We start from the raw sequence: 17,185 nt of genomic DNA, 5'->3' as shown, positions 1-17,185 counted from the left end.
GGGTCGGGTCTTTTCAAATGGCTGGAACTCTGCGGAGCCATGTGCTATAATATTTGTTCGAGCAGAGAATCTTTCCCGCCGCCCTTTCTCAGTCAGCCGATACTGATATTACATATTTAAAAGAGGTTATTATGAACGAAAAGGAAGTTTCTGAAATTCGCCGCCGTTTTCGGCAGGACAAGAGTAATATTACCCATATACGGGGCTGCTTTGTCAATGACAAGCGGGAAATTGTTTCCCAATTCGACCAATCACTTGCGCTGATGTCACAGGAAGAATCCGAAAAGTTTTTGGCCATTCTCAAGCGTACGCTGTCCGGAACCCTGGGGAAAAATCTGATTGATCTTTCTTTTGCCACTGAGCAGGTTGTCGCCGGGGAAGAACATCAATTGCTTATGGAACTGAGGAATTCCTCCCTGAAAAACGAGGACGCCGTACAGGCGTTTTTTGAGCGGGTCATTCAGAACATCGCTTTGGAGGGCCAGTATCTGATTCTGCTGACACACGATACCTATGATGTCTTTTACCGCTCCAAGGACGGGGAAAAACAGGACGACGCTTCCTCTGAAGTGTATTCCTATATCCTGTGCAGCATCTGCCCAATCAAGCCGACGCAGCCCGCGTTAAGCTACTATGTTGTGGAAAATGAGTTCCACAACCGCAAAGCCGACTGGCTGGTTTCCCCGCCGGAGCTTGGCTTTCTTTTCCCGGCGTTTGACGACCGCAGTCCCAATATTTATAACGCTCTCTACTATTCAAGGGATGTTAAGGAAAATCACGCGGAATTTGTTGACGCTGTGTTTAAGACCGACGTCCCCATGCCGGCTGCCGCGCAGAAAGAGACCTTTCAGTCCGTGCTGGGCGAAGCCCTTGCGGACGACTGCAGTTACGAAGTCCTGCAATCGGTCCACGGGCAATTGAGCGAAATGATCGAAGTACACAAAACCAATAAAGAAGCTGACCCTCTGGCAATTTCCAAGGGTACGGTCAAATCCGTCCTGAAATCCTGCGGAGTTGCCGAGTCCAATATGGATGCCTTTGATGAGAAATTCAACGATGAGTTTGGCGCCGACGTTGCAATCAGTCCGCAGAACCTTGTAGACACAAAAAAGTTCGAGGTCCGTACCCCCGACGTGACCATTCAGGTTAACCCGGAGCGCAGCGATTTGTTGGAAACAAGGGTGATTAACGGTTCAAAATACATCCTGATCCGGGCGGATGACGGGGTGGAGGTCAACGGGGTCAGCATTCGGATTTCCTGATCGGGAGTCGCTTCGTATATCTAATGGCGAATTTCAGGGCGGCTGATTTTACAGCCGCCCTGATAGGATGGTTTATGATTTTTAAGAACGGGATATTGAGGGAAGGTTGCTCAGGTTGTTGCTGTCGCTGCCGTCGGGAATCGACTTGAGATACTCGGTGTCGCCCCGGTGCGCGATGCCCACGCCGGTAATTTCGCCTTTCCGGGCTAACTCAACAGCCTGTGCTTTATCCAGAACCGTGCTGTCTGAAAGCTGGTAACCGGTTATCCTTCCGCTTTCTTTTACCAGCCCGGTGATCTTTCGGGCATTTGGTGCGGGTGACGGGATATTGTCCAGTGTGTTCAGAGCCAGTGTGCTTTGCGGTTGATCTTGATCCACTTCAGTTCCTCCTTTACTGATTTTTATTAGTTTGCTCATTCGCCCCCAAATTATCGGCGAAACGGAATCAATCAAACAGTGGGAACAATCTCACTTATCCGCGAAATCAACCGTGAGAGAATCGCAGAAAGGATTTTTCTATTGAAAAAAGAACAATATGACAAGATCAGACAATGGTTTTTACTCCGGCCGGGATGGTTAAACGTCATGAAGATACTGAACCTCTGGCTGCCGCGTATTGTCTACTGCGCGTATCCCGCTCTGCTGGCGATGTTGGCAATCCGGAGAGACGGGCGGTTTTTCAAGGCACTGCTGATACCCGCCGCCGTTTTCGGTACGGTGACCGTTGTGCGAAAGCGCTGGAATCTGCCGCGGCCCTATGAAAAACTGGGGATAGAGCCATTGATTCCCCGCGAAAAGAAAGGGCAATCTTTCCCCAGCCGCCATGTCGCGTCGGTGACCATTATTGCGGTTGCCTGCTGGTATATCTGGCCGCCTGCCGGCTTTGCCATGTCGGTGATTGCGCTGCTGATCTCCGTGATTCGTCCCCTTGCCGGAATCCATTTTCCCAGGGACGTGGCCGCCGGTGTTGCGTTCAGCCTTTTGATCGGAATCATCGGATTCTGGCTTTTATAATGATGTTTCCTGCGGTTCGGCCCGGAAAGCAGGGAAAGCGGTAAATATTGGAGTTGACCTTGGGTTAAATTTGACGGTAAAATGGTATAGGCAGCTCCCAGAGAAGATCCTTAATGAGGAAGATGTGTTGAGAAACACTTCTCCCTCTTTTTTTAACAAAACCGTCTGCTCTTGACTCGGAAATCGCTCTGAATAAGCAGATCTGTTTTAGCGGGGTGCTATATACTGGAATGCAAATTGTATAAACTTTACCGAATTTTGAAAGTTTTTGTTCTTTTCAATCGTATGTAGTAATGAAGGGAGGAAATGAAATGGAAAAAACATCGTCCGGTACCAACGATGTTGTAACAGAAGCTCTCGACAAATATTCCGATATGGTTCGAAGAATATGCTTTATGTATCTCAAGAATGAAGCGGATGTGGAAGACATTTTTCAAAATGTCTTTTTAAAACTATTGCAGTATCAAAAACCATTTGAAAACGACACGCATGAAAAGGCATGGCTCTGCAGAGTTACGATCAATGAATGCAAGGATTTCCACAAAAGCTTTTTCCGTAAAAATACTTGTTCCATCGACAATTTAGAAATTCCCATAGAGGATAAATCCGAAGAGGGTGTACTGCGTGAAGTGTTATCTCTTCCGCAGAAATATAGAAATGTTATTTATCTCTTCTATTTTGAGGACTATTCCGTTCCTGAAATTGCAACGATTCTTGGCAGAAATCAGAATACCATTCACACACATCTACGAAGGGCGAAAGCAATTTTAAAGAACAAATTGAGAGGTTTTGATGATGGAAACTATTTTTAGGGCCGCTATGAACCATATCCGTGCCAAGGAAGATCTGAAAAGGAACACAAAAGCTTACCTTATTGCCAGTTTAAATGCATCGCCCGCTGCAACCAAAAGCAGGTCCGCACGGTCCGTGAGGCAAAGGGTCGTTATTGCCGCCTGTACCGTTTTCTTTGTGTGCGCAATGTCTGCGGCCACGGTTGCCTATTATAAAACTCCGGCTTCCTATTTAAGTCTTGACATTAACCCCAGTGTGGAGCTGGGCGTAAATGGATTGGGGAGAATCGTGTCCGCAACCGCTTATAACAGCGACGGAACAACGATTCTGAACGGGCAAAACATCATGGATGCGGATGTCAAAAGCGCTGTCCATACTTTGGTGAAGTCAGCCGCGCAGAAGGGCTTTGTCGCGCAAGACGGGTCAACGGTCATTTCCGTGACCTCTGAAACCGACGATGCTTCGACCGCGATCGAACTGGAAAACGCCGCGGCACAGGGTGCAGAAACGGCAATACAATCAGAGCGTAAGACCGCAACGATCAGCAAGGATCACGTTCCGCTGGAAAAACGGGACGAAGCTAAAAAGCTCGCCCTTACTCCGGGTAAACTGAGTTTAATACAAAAGCTGCAGGCGCTTGATCCTTCCGTCACTGTCAGTGAATACAAAGATGCCAAAGTAAAGGATATTATGAAAAGGATCAACGAATTGAAAAAGTTAGCCAAAGCCAACAGCTCCGCTCCGGAGGATGACAACACCGCTATCGACGAAGCGGACGGCCAAGATGCGCCGAGTTCATCCGGCACAGCCGTTGACAAAAATACACAGGATACAGCCAATGAGACGGACGATGAGGATTCCCCGGTTTCTTCCGGTGAATCGGGCAAAGACAGTGTTTCCGATTCATCCGGTGACCCGGAAAAAGTAGATTCACAGCCCGCTTCCAGTAAAAACGGGATTACATCCTCTCAGACGCAAAGCAGCTCCGGCAGCACAGAAACCGGCAGTCGCTCCTCTTCCTCCTCTTCAGCCATCAACAACGACAGCAAGTTACCGCAGTAAGCTGAGTCAGCTCACATGGAGCACGGCTGCGGCATTGAACCGACCTGCTTCCGAAAAAATTATTACCAAACTTACCATTTAATTTACCAACAACACTCAATCAGGAGGATTTGAAGAATGAAAAAATTTACAGCAAAAGTACTTTCTATTGTACTTTCTTCTGCGCTGATTATCAGCAGCTTTTCATCCGTCGTTGCCACGGCGGCTACCAGGTCAACGACCGGTGCAATCAGCGGCACCAATCAAGACGCAATTTATCTTGTCAACGGCGGTACGGTAAATACCGCCAACCTTACGGATTTCCTGCTTAACAGCGGCAGTGATTTCCTTTTTGAAACAACGGACCATCAGACGGTCGACGACGAAAAAATTACCGCCATCGCCCATATTTCCGGCGACAGTCTTGTTTCGTTAAAGACAGACAGCTCCACCGATGTGGCGACCCTGAAGCTGAAAAGCAGCTCGGCTTCCGGCAAAGAGGTCATTTCCGTTCTTTATGAAGGCAGCTGCACAGACGAAGACGGAAATGATTATACGGTGAAAGCCAGAAACAACCTTACTGTATATGTTTACGACAAGGATCAGATCGTTTTCGGCGAATATGATTCAGGTTTCACAGCAAAAGAGCCCGGCACCGGTTTCTCCAATTTTGAAACCTTTGCCCAAACCGCCAACTACACAAAAACGCTCGGGATCTATCAAGCAAAGCCCAGCTCTGATTCCGCGCTGGCACTTTATGAGGCTGCCGACTTAACCGCGGCAACCTCCGGCATTACAAATGGAAACGCCTATAGCCTCAGCGTGACGGGCAGTGATGCACATGTTTCGGTTTCCGACACGGCTTCGGCATTTACCCAGTTCCCGACCGTTACCGTGGGTAGAAACTTTTCTTCCGAAACCCATCTGTATACACAGGACGCCGGTACCATGAACGTAAGTGTTACCGTGAAGAAGCTGGTTGCGGACGGTTCCACCTACAAGGCCTCGACCAGTTCCAGCGACTATTATACTTTAAAAACAAAAATTGATAAAAAAGCCGACGCGGCAACCTTACTGCCGGACAGCAACGCTTTTACCATTAAGAGAACGGACGGAAAAACGATGCTGACCGGCAATGCAAATTCCGGAACAGCCAATGTCACAGACAGCGAAGTGGTATTCCCGCAAGGCACCGCAAGCGTGAATGTGGAGGAGAAAACCAGTGTGCAGAAAATTTCCGGCAGCGTCGGAAATCTCCAAATCAGTGACGCAAAAGTCGGTTCCATCGATGTAAAAAACGGCACCGTTGAAGTTACGGACGGTACCGTCGGCAATATTAAAACAAGCGGCGCACCGGTTACACCGGACGGAAACGCGGTTTTGATCGGCGGCGGAAAAGTCGGAAATATTGATGTTACCGATGAAACGGTTGATTCGGACAGCAACGTGACCGTAAACGCAGGCACAACAGGAACAATCAATGCCAACGGCACTGTTACCATTACCGCGAATGATTCGGATACTCCGGTCGTAACCGGAAAGATTTCCGCCCGGGACATCTTTATGTCTTCTAAGGAATCCAAAATTACCTCCGCCGGTGTTAAGTCAGGCGCGGACGGCTCCATCACACTCGTCGGGGACAGCGTTAACGTGAATGCCATCGACCTCGATTACCGTGAAACAACGGTATATGTCGGTGATGACAGCAAAGCCTTCACCGGAACGATTCCCGCTCCTGCCAACGCGGTAAACGGAACGATGGATGCTCAGAGCGAGGACACGGCAGCAACCGTCAGCGGCGCTGTTACAATTGACACCATTTCCCTGGACTCCGACACCGTTCTGACATTTGACGGGATGGTCACGGCAGATACGATTGACGGGGACGGTACAATGAGGATTGCGGCCGGAAATCTTTATGTAACCGACAGTATCTACGGGATCACACTGAAGCTGACCGACAAAACCTTTGCGGTCGGCACCACAGTCTTTAAGGCCGCTTCAGATGCCGTCGATGAGGACGATTTCGACACCTTTGGATTCACACTTGCAAAAACAACAGGCACTTCAATCGATACTTTTAAAATCGCGTCTCTTTCTTTTGCCGGTCTTGTCATGAATAAAGAATCTTCCAGTATTGCCAAGGGCTATTCAGAGACATTCACCGCAAGCGCTTATCCGGTCGGCACCTCTATCCCCAGCGGGGCGAAAGTTGTTTGGGAGCTTGACGGCAGCAGCGAGATATTTGAACTCGCTTCCTCCGGCGCTTCCGCAACCGTAAAGGTTAACAATGTGGACCCGGTTTTCGCATCGGAAAACAAAGCGACCCTGACCGCAGTCCTTTACGACGCGGACGGTTATGAAATGGACGATTACGGCGCCGCCAGCTGCGCTGTCACCGCCATTCCAACTCCGACCGCAGTTTCCGACACAAATGCCGCTCTCTCGGTCGAGAAGGGCGGGAGCTACCTTATGAAAGTAACAGCATCGTCCACGCCTTCCGTTGTTACCGGTACAAACGGCGTGTTTACAGCGGTACTGGCTTCCCAGAACGGAAATGAATACTTCTACCGGCTTACCGCAGTCGGCTCCACCGGTTCCGCAACAGGGATCTACCTGAACGGGAATAAAATCTTTGTCGCAACAGTAAAAGGAATTGCTTTCACAACCGATACCACTATGGATTTGGCTGTGAACGGTTCCTACACCTTTAGGGTTACCTCGGCGGCGGCTCCGGCCGTTACCGTTGGTTCCTCTTCTTTCCAGCTTTCCTATGTTTCCAAATCCGGCAATGATTATTTCTACAAAATTACATCCGCCGGCGCGGCAGGCTTGGCAGCCGGAATCTATGTGAACGGAACAAGGATTTTTGTCGCCACGGTAAAGGGCGCTTCTTTCACGACCGATACAACGATGGACGTAACCGTGAAAGGCGCCTATACCTTTAAAATTACCTCCGCAACGGCACCGGCTGTTGCTGTCGGATCTTCAACCTTCAGCCTTGCCAATGTCGGAAAATCAGGAAACGATTATCTCTACAGAATCACGTCCGCCGGTGCGGCAGGTTCAGCAGCCGGAATCTATGTAAACGGTACAAGGATTTTTGTTGCCACGGTAGGATAAGAATAATACCAGACTCATCTAAATAAAATCATAAAGAAACGGCATGTCCGCTTTTCGAACAAACTCGAATTGCGACATGCCGTTTTAACTATGTTTTCACAGGGCAGAAGCGATTGATACCGATCATGAATACAGGGTGTTTTTCTCAAGAAAAAGATCAATGGCAAAAGAGTAGCTCAGCAGGAATTTAGTCTGAGAATCCTCAAGATCAATTCCACAAAGCTGCATAATCTTTTGCCGACGGTAGTTCAGCGTGTTGCGGTGAAGAAAGAGAAGCTCTGCCGTTCGGTTCTGATTAAAGCCGGTAAGCGTAAAGGAGCGCAGAGTCTCGTACAGTTTCGTGCCCTTCTGCCGGTCATATTCCCTGAGAAGAGGAAGAGCCGGGTGGCAGTAGCGCATGAGCCGCAGCTCTTCGGGAAGGTTATCCAGCATATCAAAAAAAGCATAATCCACATAGCTGTGTATAAAACCGTCCGCATCCATTCTCTGCGAGAGAATCACGGCCTTTTCCGCCTGACGGTAATATTCCGGGAATTTCGTCGGATTGGAAAAGGAATTGCTGATACCGGCCAAAAGGTAATTCTGCGCACACAGCGCCCGGAGCTGTTCCAATTGCTCCGGAGGGATTGTCCGGTCTTTTTTCACTCCGATAATCAGCACAATCGATTTTTGGTAGACAATACTCTGTTCAACCAGAAAAATCGTTTCGAGTTGGGGCTGTATGGACGCGGCCAGACTGACCTCACCGTGGTAATAAAGCGGCTTGACCGTCAGAACACGCATATAGTTGGGAAACGTGAGTTCACTGACATGAATGCGGGTTTCCGCCTGCTTTTCCGAAATTCCGTTTAGCATGTCCGTCAGCATTTCACCGTAAAGGTGTGATTGCAGGGTGATTTTATTTTGATGCTTCAGCGTCGTTTCCGTCAGCGCTTTGCTGACGATGGACAGCATCTCATAGCAGTCCGCACCAAATTCGCTGTCTGGTTGAATCATAAAGATATAACCGAAAAGTGTGTCGTTTTTTGAAATTTTACTGCAGAGGTAAAAGAGCTGCATCTCTTCGCAGACGCGGACATATGGGTCGGAACCCGGCAGTTTTCCCTTTTCTTGCCGAAGCTTTCGGATGTGTTCCATAAATTCCGTTGGGCAGTAACCCTGTTTTACGCTCTGTGTCCAAAGAGGGTTCTGAAGCCGGAAAGGGGACGAGTGAGCCATGATTTTGCCGCTCATGTCAATCATTACAATAGAGCTCTCAGCCCTGTCGGCAATATCGCTCAGGATACCGGAAATTCCTTTTCCGTCCAGAATCATATGAAGCATGGACGAATACAGAGCCTGCATCCGGTAAGCTCTGTTCAGAAGATCGCAGGCAAACGCCATGGCGGGCTGAAAACTGTCGGCTTCGACCTGTGCGGAGTTGACAAAACATTTGCGCACTTCATCGGAAGTACATTCAACATAAATAAGATTCTGCGGTACGGCGTCTTTCAAACAGGTTGCATCACGCACAAAATACAAAATGTCATTTTTGCAGTTGTTCAGTTCGGACTGGAGATTTAGCTCTTTCAGCTCATAAATTTGTGAGTTGTTACTAGTTATTTGTTGGTCTATTTTTAATTTTCCGGATAATATCGCAATCATTTTGCTAAACAGCAATTCCATCACCTCAATTATATTTTAGTCATCAGGCATAAAAAAGGCAAGTGTTTTGTATGGGGAGTCCATATCTTTTGCTGGTTAGGTATGTTATATTATTAACAGAGATCCTGCTGGAGCAAAAAGTATTTTGCTAAAAAATCAAACTTTAAGTAAGAAAGGGCTGATTTCATGAAGTACACCAAGCTTTTTGAAAAAGGGAAAATCGGAAAACTTGAACTGAAAAACAGAATCGTCATGCCTGCGATGGGGACGGGGTTCGCATCCTCCACAGGAGAAGCATCCGACGAAATTATCCGGTATTACGCTGACCGGGCAAAGGGCGGATGCGGACTGATTATCACCGAAATTTGCCGGATAGACGAGGAGACGGGGATCGGTACGAGCAACCAGCTGTGCGCGACGGATTCCAAGCACATTCCGCGCCTTGTCCGGCTGGCGGAGGCAGTGCACGCGTACGACACGAAGATCTTTCTTCAGCTCCACCACCCGGGAAATGAGACAATGGGCAGACTTCTGCACGGAAAGCAAATCGTTGCCCCCTCTCCGGTGATGTGCAGGATTATAGGCGAAATGCCAAGGGAGCTCACCACGGAGGAAGTCACGGCAATGGCGCAGAAATTTGTAAAGGGTGCTGTGATCGCCAAGACCGCGGGATTTGACGGAGTGGAAGTCCACGCCGCTCACGGATATCTGGTCAACCAATTTTTAAGCCCGCACACCAACAAGCGCACAGACAAATACGGCGGTGATTTCTTCAATCGTATGCGCTTTATCACCGAGATTATCGTCGGCATCAGTTTTGCCTGCGGCCCGGATTTCCCGGTCTGCGTCCGTATCGACGGCAGCGAATTCATTGAGGACGGCCTCGATGAAAAGGAGTGCATTCATATTGCAAGATACCTCGAAAGCTTGGGGATTGCCTGCCTGAATGTGAGCTGCGGAACCTATGAGTCCGGCGCAACCATTATTGAACCGTCCTGCTTCGCGGAGGGCTGGAAAAAGCACCTGGCAAAAAATATCAAGGCGAATGTGAAAATCCCGGTAATCGCCGTCAATACAATCAAACATCCGGACTTTGCCGAAGCACTTCTGGAAGAGGGGGTTTCCGATTTTGTGGGTGTCGCGCGCGGTCAGCTCGCTGACGCCGAGTGGGCCAATAAGGCAAAACGCGGGGATGACGTCCTGATCCGCAAATGTATTGGCTGTATGAACTGCTTCCTTGTGGCCAATCAGGGCAGACCGATCGAATGCACGGTCAACCCGATTCTCGGACGGGAACTGACCCACGGTGACGACAAACTTGTAAAGGATGGTAACGGGCGTACAGTGGCCGTCGTCGGCGGTGGGCCGGGCGGCATGCAGGCCGCGCTGGTGCTGGCTAAGAGAGGGTTCAAAACGGTGCTGTTTGAAAAAAGCGACAGGCTTGGCGGAACCATTAAATTCGGTTCCGTGCCTCCTCACAAGGAGTTATTGGCTGAACTGATTGACACACAGGAAGCGGAACTCAAAAAATGGGGCGTGGATGTGCGCCTGAATACACAGGGCACCGTGGAAGAATGCAGGAAAATCGGCGCGTGCGGAGTATTCCTTGCTCAGGGCGGAAACCCGATTGTTCCCAGAATCCCCGGCGTCGAAAAAGCTGTTCTGGCGGAACAGGTACTGTCCGGGGAAGTAAAACTCAGCGGGAAAAACATCGCCGTTATCGGCGGTGGCGTCACAGGTCTGGAAACAGCCGAATATCTGAGCCCCAATAATCAGGTTACCGTGGTAGAGATGATGAACGCCGTTGGCACCACTCTTTATCCGAGCGTTCTGCACTACCTTATGGAGCGCCTGAATAAGAATAAGGTTGAAATTCTGACAGGTCATGCCATCAAGGCGGTCGGGGACGGAGAGATTACGCTCGGCGTCATGGCCAGCGCCGCTGAAGTCACCCGCAAAGCCGACGTAGTTGTTCTGGCGCTTGGCGTGCGGTCGAACCGCGCTCTGTATGAGGAAATGGAAGCTTCGTTTGACAAAGTGGTGTTGGTTGGCGACACGGAAAAACCGGGAACGATTGTCAACGCAATGCATAGTGCAAACGACAAGGCGTTTGTGTTTTAAAGGAGGGGACAGAGATGAAAGAGTTTAAAGGTAAGGTTTTGGTTGTTACGGGCGGCGGAAGCGGTGTTGGAGAGGCAATTGCCAAAGAAGGCGCGCTGCGCGGCATGAAAATCGTGGTTAACGACATTGACGCACCGGCGGTGGATCGTGTTGTAAACGAGCTGCACGAGATGGGTGTCGAGGCGGTAGGGCAGAAGGCGGATATCTCCCTTCTTGAAAACGTAGAGGGGCTTTTAAAGCTGACTCTGGACACTTTCGGGCAGGTAGACATGCTTGTCAACAACGCCGGGGTATCGGTATCCGGCCCAATCTGGGAGATTCCCGTGCAGGATATCCAATGGATTACCGAGGTTAACATGATGAGCCATCTTTACGGCATGCATGTCTTTATTCCGCAGATGATTCAGCAGGGAACCGAAGCCGTCATTATCAATACGGAGTCTACTGCAGGTTTGATGACCTCCGGAAACGCGGTTATGTACCACGCTACAAAATTCGCGGGACTTGGCGCTTCGGAGGGCACCTATCTCGCGCTGAAGAACCGCGGCCTCGGGCGTATCCAGGTACATTGCCTGGTACCCGCCTTTGTGAAGACGGGCATTCATCTGGCGGATACTCACCGGCCTGAACGTTACGCGATTAACGATGATCCCTACTATCAGGGACAGGAGTTCAAATCGGGCTATATCCGCAGTGAACGTCAGGTAACGGCGGGCATTCCCATCGATTATGTGGGAACCTGTGTGTTCACCGCCGTGGAAGATGAAAAATTCTACATCTTCACCCATCCGGAATCTCAGGTTGTTGCCGGGATGCGCATTCAAAATCTGGTCAACGGAAAAAATCCACAGTAAGGAGATGCACCGATATGATTGATAATTATAACGGAAAAGTACTGGTCATCACGGGGGGCGCCAACGGTATCGGGCGCGCCCTGGCGCTGGGCTGCGCGAAACGGGGAGCCGATGTGCTGATCGCCGATATCCACGGGGATGAAGCGGAAGCGGTCGCCGGTGAAATCAGAGAAATGGGCCGCAGAGCGGTTGCTGTGCAGGCAGATGTTTCTCTTTCGGAAGAATGTCAGAAAATATTCGACCGTACTATGGAAGAATTCGGCCGCTGCGATATCCTGATTAATGACGCTGGCGTATCAAACGGCGCCGATATTTTAGACATCAAAGAGCAGGATATTAAGTGGGTGACGGAAGTCAACGTGTACGCCCACTGGTTTATGATGCAGAGGTTTATTCCGCAGATGCGCAGCCAAGGCACACACTGTCAGATCTTAAACGTCTGCTCCATTGCGGGACTGATTACTTTGGGCTCCGCCCCGGTTTACTTCAGCACGAAGCATGCGGCAGTTGCTTTGTCGGAGTGCGTATACAAGTCTCTCAAGGCGTCCGGCGCCGACATCGATGTTTCCGTGTTCTGTCCCGGGTTCGTACAGACGGAGATGCATCTGACGGACCGGCACCGCCCGCAGCGGTTTGCTGTTCCGGAGGGCGATCCTTATTACACATCGGAAAAATATCAGAAATTCATTGAATTCAATAAGCAGATTCTCGACAACGGCGCTCCGCTGGAGCCTACGGTTGAAAAGGTATTCGCTTCCCTCGCGAAAAAGCAGTTCTACATTCTGACGCACGAAAATTATGATGAACTCTTAAAGCAGCAGGGAATTTATCAGGCAAACAGAACGGAACCTGTCGATCCTTCCCTCTTAAAAAAATAATAAGGAGAAAAGAATCATGAATGAAACAGTACAGAAGCGATTTCTGCTCTACTTCCGCCTGTCTCTGCTCCTTTGGATCCTGATTGCAAACGCGATTCTCAACATTATGAATTTTCAATACGGGTGGCTGATTTTTATCAGTAACATCATGCTGTTTACTATGGAAGGCGAAATAAAGGACAGACTGATTTCCGTTGAGGTGGGCGGCTTTGTCGGGCTTGTACTCACAGTGGCGGCTCTTTTGGCTATTTCGGCGCTGACACCGGTTCTGGGCGGCCTTTTCGGTTTCCTCATTCCTCTGGCCGTCGTCCTTTTCATCCTGATCGTGCTGCATCCGTATGCTCCGAAGGTTCTTAACAACGTTGGATTTGCGTACTTAACCTGCGCGTGTATTGACGTAACCGCGTTTTCGTCAAATATACCACTCTTTTTTGGTACCTTCATTGTGGGCAGTCTTATTTTCAACGGGGTCTGCGTTCTCCTTATGGGGCCATGCAAAAAGCTGGCTATGAGAAGTGAAGCGCAGGTCGAAAAGAAAATAGTGTAATTTGCAGGTAGAGACATCCGGGGACTTACACAGATAACACCACAGGTATGGTTTATACGTCAATTTAATTTGGTTGATTTGGATGTTTCAGGTAAAATTCATATGGAATTTAAGCAAAGGTAGTTAATCCTTAGAATGACAAAACACCCCCTGCTGAAGAAAAACAACTACAACAGGGGGTGTTGCTATGCGAGGGAAAACGGTTCTTTACCAAATTCTGTTTATTTCGGCTTGGCGGCGCAGCTCCTCGCGAAAGTCCGGGTGCGCAATGTTGATGAGAGCCTCGACGCGGCGGCTCACATTTAGACCGCGCAGCCAGGCAATGCCGTATTCCGTCACCACATAATCCGTGTCGTTGCGGGACGTGGTGACGACCGAGCCTTCCTGCAAAAACGGCACGATCTTCGAGTGGAGAACCTCTTTTCCGCTTTCGTCCTTGGTGGTATAGGTGGAGTGCATGGCGATAATCGACTTGCCGCCGGGAGACATCTGCGCGCCCTGTACGGTTTCGGACTGTCCGCCCGTGCCGGACCACTGAGTGTGGCCGACTGTTTCCGACGCGCATTGACCGGTAAGGTCAACCTCCAGCGTAGCATTCACCGATACAAATTTGTTGTTTTTTCCAATGGTGTACGGGTCGTTGGTAAAGGTGCAGGATTTAAACAAAACAGAGGGATTGTTATCAATGTAGTCGTACAGCCTCTGGCTGCCCATGGTGAAGGAGCAAACCGAATAGCCGTTGAGCAGACCCTTTTGGGAATTGTCCACCGCGCCGCATTCAATCAAATCCACCATGGTTTCCGTAAACATTTCCGTGTGGATTCCCAAATGGTGCTTGCTCTTCAGCTCCGTCGCCACCGCATTCGGAATATTGCCGATTCCCAGCTGAATCGTGGAGCCGTCCTCAATCAGTGAGGCAATATATCTGCCGATTGCCGCATCTGTTTCGGTGTAAGGAGCCAGCTTGCTTTTGAAGATGGGGCGGTCGGATTCCACAACTGCCGCAACCTCGGAAATATGAACCTGTGTGTCACCGAAGGTACGGGGAAAATTGGGGTTCACCTCCACGATGGCAAGAGCCCCCTTGTTAATCAGGTCCCGCTCATAAATCGCGCTGACGGACAGGGACATATAGCCGTGCTGATCCATGGGGGATACGGTGGTCAGCACCACGGGACGGCGGTTTTCATAAGCGATGCGGTCAAGGGTTTTGCGCAGAATGGAGGTAGAGCTTTGGGGCACGTCGCTCACCAGTTTTCTGGTCTGTGCGTCACGCAGACCGGCATTGAAAAACCAGCCGTTATGCGCCATAACTCCCTTCATTTCAGGGTCCTTGAACGCCTCGTAATACTTCAGGGGCAGGCAGGTGTTCAGAACCGTATTTTTTACGCCGGTTGTCTTGAGGTACTGCAGTTTTTCAAGAATCGCCTCGGGCTCCCCGGCCGCTTGGGCGGAAAACATATAGTCGTTGTCCTGAATTAATTCCAGCGCCTGTTCGGCGGTCATTTTTTTCTCACGATATATTTCTTCAAACGATTTCATAAAAATTTCCTTTCCATACTTACTGCTTCTTTTCCTTTGCGGAACGTCCTGTTTCCGGAAGGAGGAACGATCCGAGGAAGAAAGTTGCGCTCATCACCAGCGCAATGGTCAGTCCGGCCGAATATCCGGATTTGTCGATCACAATGCCGATCAGATAGAACACAACCGATTCGATTACATAGGACAGCGCCCAGAACAGACCCATAATGGTCGTCAGCTTTGCAGGGGACATGTTCGGCAATTCCTGTGGAATCATTACGAGGGAGGTGATCGGCAGGAACATCAGCACGCCGATGGCAAAGGCTGCAATGATCGAAAGCATACCGTTTTTCGTGTTAAACATCAGCGCGCCGAACAAGGTCATGGCCAGACCGCTCCAACGGATTACGGGCAGGCGCTTGAAGTATACCTTGGACAGCATAATCGCCAGTACGGAACCGACGACACCGCCGACCGCCACCAGGGTGCTGAGTGTTTTAGAGTTGATTGCGGTTACGCCGGAAATCGGGAAAATATTAAGCAGTACTATGTAGAAGGTAAGTAATCCGGAATAGGTAAGCGGCAGAAACCAGTTGTTCTTTTCCTTGATCGCATCCCCTATGGTGTATTTCTCCGTATCCGCACCGGAGGAACGGTTCAGCTCAAAGTCCTGTCCCAAAACCGGCCATGTGATGAACAAGACGGCGCTGATTGCCGCGAAAAATGCCATGCTGTACTGCCAGGTCTGCATCCAGCGGATGACCGGGCCGACGATTAGCATTGCGATGATTCCTCCGACATTGTAGGCCACGTTGTTGAGCGCATTGACCGTCGGGCGCTTTTCAGGGGCAAAAAAGTGAATGACGACGGGGCTGAAATAAACCACATACAGCGCGCCGCCAAACCCCATAAGGAAGCGGCCCAAAATAAAAATCCAATACTGCGGCGCCAGAACGGCCAGCGCGCTGCCCGCGACAATCAGTCCGGAACCCAGGCCGATCGCCTTTTTGGGCAGCAGCTTGACAAGAATTCCGGCGGCCATGAAGTTACCGATGATTTTTGCGATCGTGATGGCGTTGGAAATAAAGGTTGCCGACGCAAACGACTGCAGATTGAAATATTTCATGATCTGCGGCGTCAGCGTGCTGCCCGCAACCCAGTTTACGGCAAAAAACGCGTATGTAAAAAACATCACCGTTTCGATCAGTATGGCTCTGACGGAAGATACTTTTTTCTCTTGCTCTTGCACAAATACCTCTCCTCTCGCTTGCATACGGTTGCACGCAAGCAATTCATTCTAGTTCCTCTGCTTTGGCCAAAGCATTTCCTGCCAGTATCATAGCACGGTGTTTTTCAGAAGAAAAATACAAAAAATTCATACCCGTATGAATCAAATTCATACAAAGACGCCCCGAATTGGGATTGCAAACAAAAAATTCTCAAGTATAATGAAAATAGAATATAGAAATTGAGGTGAAAATCCCCAATGACAATGATTCAGCTGGCTTACTATGTGGAAGTGGTAAAGCAACGCAATTTTACAAGAGCGGCCGAGAAGCTTTTCGTCAGCCAATCGACCCTGAGCAAGGCCATTCGCGCACTGGAAAATGAATTTCAGGCGGAATTCATCGGGCGCCGGGCAAAAGATCTTCTGATTACGCAGGACGGTTTGGCATTTTATGAATACGCAGCAAAACTGCTGGACTATTATCACACGCAAACGCAGGAACTGGAGCAGAAGCTGCGCTGCGCGGGCGGTGCCCTGACGCTCGGATTACCCCCTTCCGCCGGAACCATCTATTTTTCTTCCCTGATTTATCAATTCCGGCAGGCTTACCCGGAAACCGACTTACAGATTACGGAGATTACCTCCAAATCGATCCGGGATCTGGTGGACGACGGAACGCTCGACTTGGGCGTAGTGATCGAACCGTTTTCGGACAGCAAGTTTTACAGCCAAACCGTTTTCCGCTCGGAGGCTGTGCTGGTCGTTCCCAAGCAGCATCCGCTTGCCACCCAGAGCTGCGTGGACTTCGGGGCGCTGAGGACGGAGCGTTTCTTAATGGTTTCTCCGGATTATATGTACTACGATGTAGTGCTGGAACGCTTCAAAGCCGCAGGCTTTGCGCCGAACATCGTTTTTGAAAGCTCCCAGTGGGATTTGCTGCTGGAGATGGTTGCAAACAATCAGGGCGTCAGCATTTTGCCAAAGCCTCTGGTCGACAAGCTGTACGCCGGCCGTGTATGTCAGCTCCACCTGAAGAACCCGGAATTTCCTTGGGCGCTCTCCGTCATTTACCGCACGGATAAGTTTTTGACCGTACCCATGCAGCGCTTTTTAAAAATATGCGGAAAATCGAAGCAGTCCCCCGTAAAGTAGCTCGAAAG

Annotated in this window: 14 protein-coding genes; 10 read left to right on the top strand and 4 right to left on the bottom strand. The window is 49.8% G+C overall.

Annotated features, from left to right (window positions below):
* The first annotated feature begins 131 nt into the window (after positions 1-131).
* Complete coding sequence (locus J5W02_RS04555) at positions 132-1,262, top strand: DUF4317 domain-containing protein (protein WP_219964502.1); 1,131 nt, start codon at positions 132-134, stop codon at positions 1,260-1,262.
* A gap of 81 nt (positions 1,263-1,343) precedes the next feature.
* Here the strand turns inward: J5W02_RS04555 and J5W02_RS04550 are convergent, their stop codons facing one another.
* Positions 1,344-1,640, bottom strand: coding sequence for a DUF3892 domain-containing protein (locus tag J5W02_RS04550; protein ID WP_219964501.1), 297 nt, complete (start codon positions 1,638-1,640; stop codon positions 1,344-1,346).
* Positions 1,641-1,847: 207 nt separating this feature from the next.
* Here J5W02_RS04550 and J5W02_RS04545 point away from each other — a divergent pair, with 207 nt between their 5' ends.
* The 4 genes from J5W02_RS04545 (at position 1,848) to J5W02_RS04530 (ending at position 7,232) form a co-directional block, all read left to right on the top strand.
* On the top strand, positions 1,848-2,276 hold the full coding sequence (locus J5W02_RS04545) for a phosphatase PAP2 family protein (protein ID WP_219964500.1): 429 nt from the start codon (positions 1,848-1,850) through the stop codon (positions 2,274-2,276).
* A 311-nt stretch (positions 2,277-2,587) separates the two neighbouring features.
* Positions 2,588-3,088 carry an RNA polymerase sigma factor gene (locus tag J5W02_RS04540; RefSeq protein WP_219964499.1) on the top strand — a complete coding sequence of 167 codons (501 nt, stop codon included), beginning with the start codon at positions 2,588-2,590 and terminating at the stop codon, positions 3,086-3,088.
* The gene (locus J5W02_RS04535; protein ID WP_219964498.1) at positions 3,069-4,130 is read left to right on the top strand and encodes an anti-sigma-I factor RsgI family protein; all 1,062 of its coding nucleotides are present in this window, start codon (positions 3,069-3,071) and stop codon (positions 4,128-4,130) included. The genes J5W02_RS04540 and J5W02_RS04535 overlap by 20 nt, the downstream gene beginning before the upstream one ends.
* A gap of 117 nt (positions 4,131-4,247) precedes the next feature.
* Positions 4,248-7,232 carry a hypothetical protein gene (locus J5W02_RS04530; RefSeq protein WP_219964497.1) on the top strand — a complete coding sequence of 995 codons (2,985 nt, stop codon included), beginning with the start codon at positions 4,248-4,250 and terminating at the stop codon, positions 7,230-7,232.
* A gap of 123 nt (positions 7,233-7,355) precedes the next feature.
* Here J5W02_RS04530 and J5W02_RS04525 read toward each other — a convergent pair whose 3' ends face one another.
* Entirely contained in the window at positions 7,356-8,876 is a 1,521-nt protein-coding gene (locus J5W02_RS04525) for a PucR family transcriptional regulator (RefSeq protein ID WP_219964496.1), read from the bottom strand.
* Between the two features lie 186 nt (positions 8,877-9,062).
* Between J5W02_RS04525 and J5W02_RS04520 the strand changes: the two genes are divergently transcribed.
* Genes J5W02_RS04520 through J5W02_RS04505 form a run of 4 tightly spaced genes read left to right on the top strand, consistent with a single transcriptional unit; the run spans position 9,063 to position 13,276 of the window.
* A complete protein-coding gene (locus tag J5W02_RS04520) occupies positions 9,063-10,997 on the top strand; it encodes an oxidoreductase (RefSeq protein WP_219964495.1) in 1,935 nt (644 codons plus the stop codon).
* A gap of 14 nt (positions 10,998-11,011) precedes the next feature.
* Positions 11,012-11,851: an SDR family NAD(P)-dependent oxidoreductase gene (locus J5W02_RS04515; RefSeq protein WP_219964494.1), complete on the top strand. Its 840-nt coding sequence runs from the start codon at positions 11,012-11,014 to the stop codon at positions 11,849-11,851.
* Between the two features lie 14 nt (positions 11,852-11,865).
* Complete coding sequence (locus tag J5W02_RS04510) at positions 11,866-12,729, top strand: SDR family NAD(P)-dependent oxidoreductase (protein WP_219964493.1); 864 nt, start codon at positions 11,866-11,868, stop codon at positions 12,727-12,729.
* 16 nt (positions 12,730-12,745) lie between these two features.
* The gene (locus J5W02_RS04505) at positions 12,746-13,276 is read left to right on the top strand and encodes a hypothetical protein (RefSeq protein ID WP_219964492.1); all 531 of its coding nucleotides are present in this window, start codon (positions 12,746-12,748) and stop codon (positions 13,274-13,276) included.
* 207 nt (positions 13,277-13,483) lie between these two features.
* Here J5W02_RS04505 and J5W02_RS04500 read toward each other — a convergent pair whose 3' ends face one another.
* Both J5W02_RS04500 and J5W02_RS04495 read right to left on the bottom strand, forming a co-directional pair.
* Entirely contained in the window at positions 13,484-14,818 is a 1,335-nt protein-coding gene (locus tag J5W02_RS04500; protein ID WP_219964491.1) for an acetyl-CoA hydrolase/transferase family protein, read from the bottom strand.
* A 19-nt stretch (positions 14,819-14,837) separates the two neighbouring features.
* Positions 14,838-16,046 carry an MFS transporter gene (locus J5W02_RS04495; RefSeq protein ID WP_219964490.1) on the bottom strand — a complete coding sequence of 403 codons (1,209 nt, stop codon included), beginning with the start codon at positions 16,044-16,046 and terminating at the stop codon, positions 14,838-14,840.
* A gap of 237 nt (positions 16,047-16,283) precedes the next feature.
* Between J5W02_RS04495 and J5W02_RS04490 the strand changes: the two genes are divergently transcribed.
* Positions 16,284-17,177 (top strand): LysR substrate-binding domain-containing protein, encoded by an 894-nt coding sequence (locus J5W02_RS04490; RefSeq protein ID WP_219964489.1) that lies wholly within the window; start codon positions 16,284-16,286, stop codon positions 17,175-17,177.
* Positions 17,178-17,185 lie beyond the last annotated feature (8 nt).

Source organism: Caproiciproducens faecalis (genome assembly GCF_019448085.1).
GTDB lineage: Bacteria > Bacillota > Clostridia > Oscillospirales > Acutalibacteraceae > Caproiciproducens > Caproiciproducens faecalis.
This window is presented reverse-complemented; position numbering and strand designations above follow the sequence as displayed.

What these genes read in the sequence shown, in the direction of transcription:
- J5W02_RS04490 (WP_219964489.1), top strand. Translation starts at nt 16,284, where the DNA reads ATGACAATGATTCAGCTGGCTTACTATGTGGAAGTGGTAAAGCAACGC.
- J5W02_RS04505 (WP_219964492.1), top strand. Translation starts at nt 12,746, where the DNA reads ATGAATGAAACAGTACAGAAGCGATTTCTGCTCTACTTCCGCCTGTCT.
- J5W02_RS04545 (WP_219964500.1), top strand. Translation starts at nt 1,848, where the DNA reads ATGAAGATACTGAACCTCTGGCTGCCGCGTATTGTCTACTGCGCGTAT.
- J5W02_RS04525 (WP_219964496.1), bottom strand. Translation starts at nt 8,876, where the DNA reads ATGATTGCGATATTATCCGGAAAATTAAAAATAGACCAACAAATAACT.
- J5W02_RS04530 (WP_219964497.1), top strand. Translation starts at nt 4,248, where the DNA reads ATGAAAAAATTTACAGCAAAAGTACTTTCTATTGTACTTTCTTCTGCG.
- J5W02_RS04515 (WP_219964494.1), top strand. Translation starts at nt 11,012, where the DNA reads ATGAAAGAGTTTAAAGGTAAGGTTTTGGTTGTTACGGGCGGCGGAAGC.
- J5W02_RS04500 (WP_219964491.1), bottom strand. Translation starts at nt 14,818, where the DNA reads ATGAAATCGTTTGAAGAAATATATCGTGAGAAAAAAATGACCGCCGAA.
- J5W02_RS04540 (WP_219964499.1), top strand. Translation starts at nt 2,588, where the DNA reads ATGGAAAAAACATCGTCCGGTACCAACGATGTTGTAACAGAAGCTCTC.
- J5W02_RS04535 (WP_219964498.1), top strand. Translation starts at nt 3,069, where the DNA reads ATGATGGAAACTATTTTTAGGGCCGCTATGAACCATATCCGTGCCAAG.
- J5W02_RS04510 (WP_219964493.1), top strand. Translation starts at nt 11,866, where the DNA reads ATGATTGATAATTATAACGGAAAAGTACTGGTCATCACGGGGGGCGCC.
- J5W02_RS04520 (WP_219964495.1), top strand. Translation starts at nt 9,063, where the DNA reads ATGAAGTACACCAAGCTTTTTGAAAAAGGGAAAATCGGAAAACTTGAA.
- J5W02_RS04555 (WP_219964502.1), top strand. Translation starts at nt 132, where the DNA reads ATGAACGAAAAGGAAGTTTCTGAAATTCGCCGCCGTTTTCGGCAGGAC.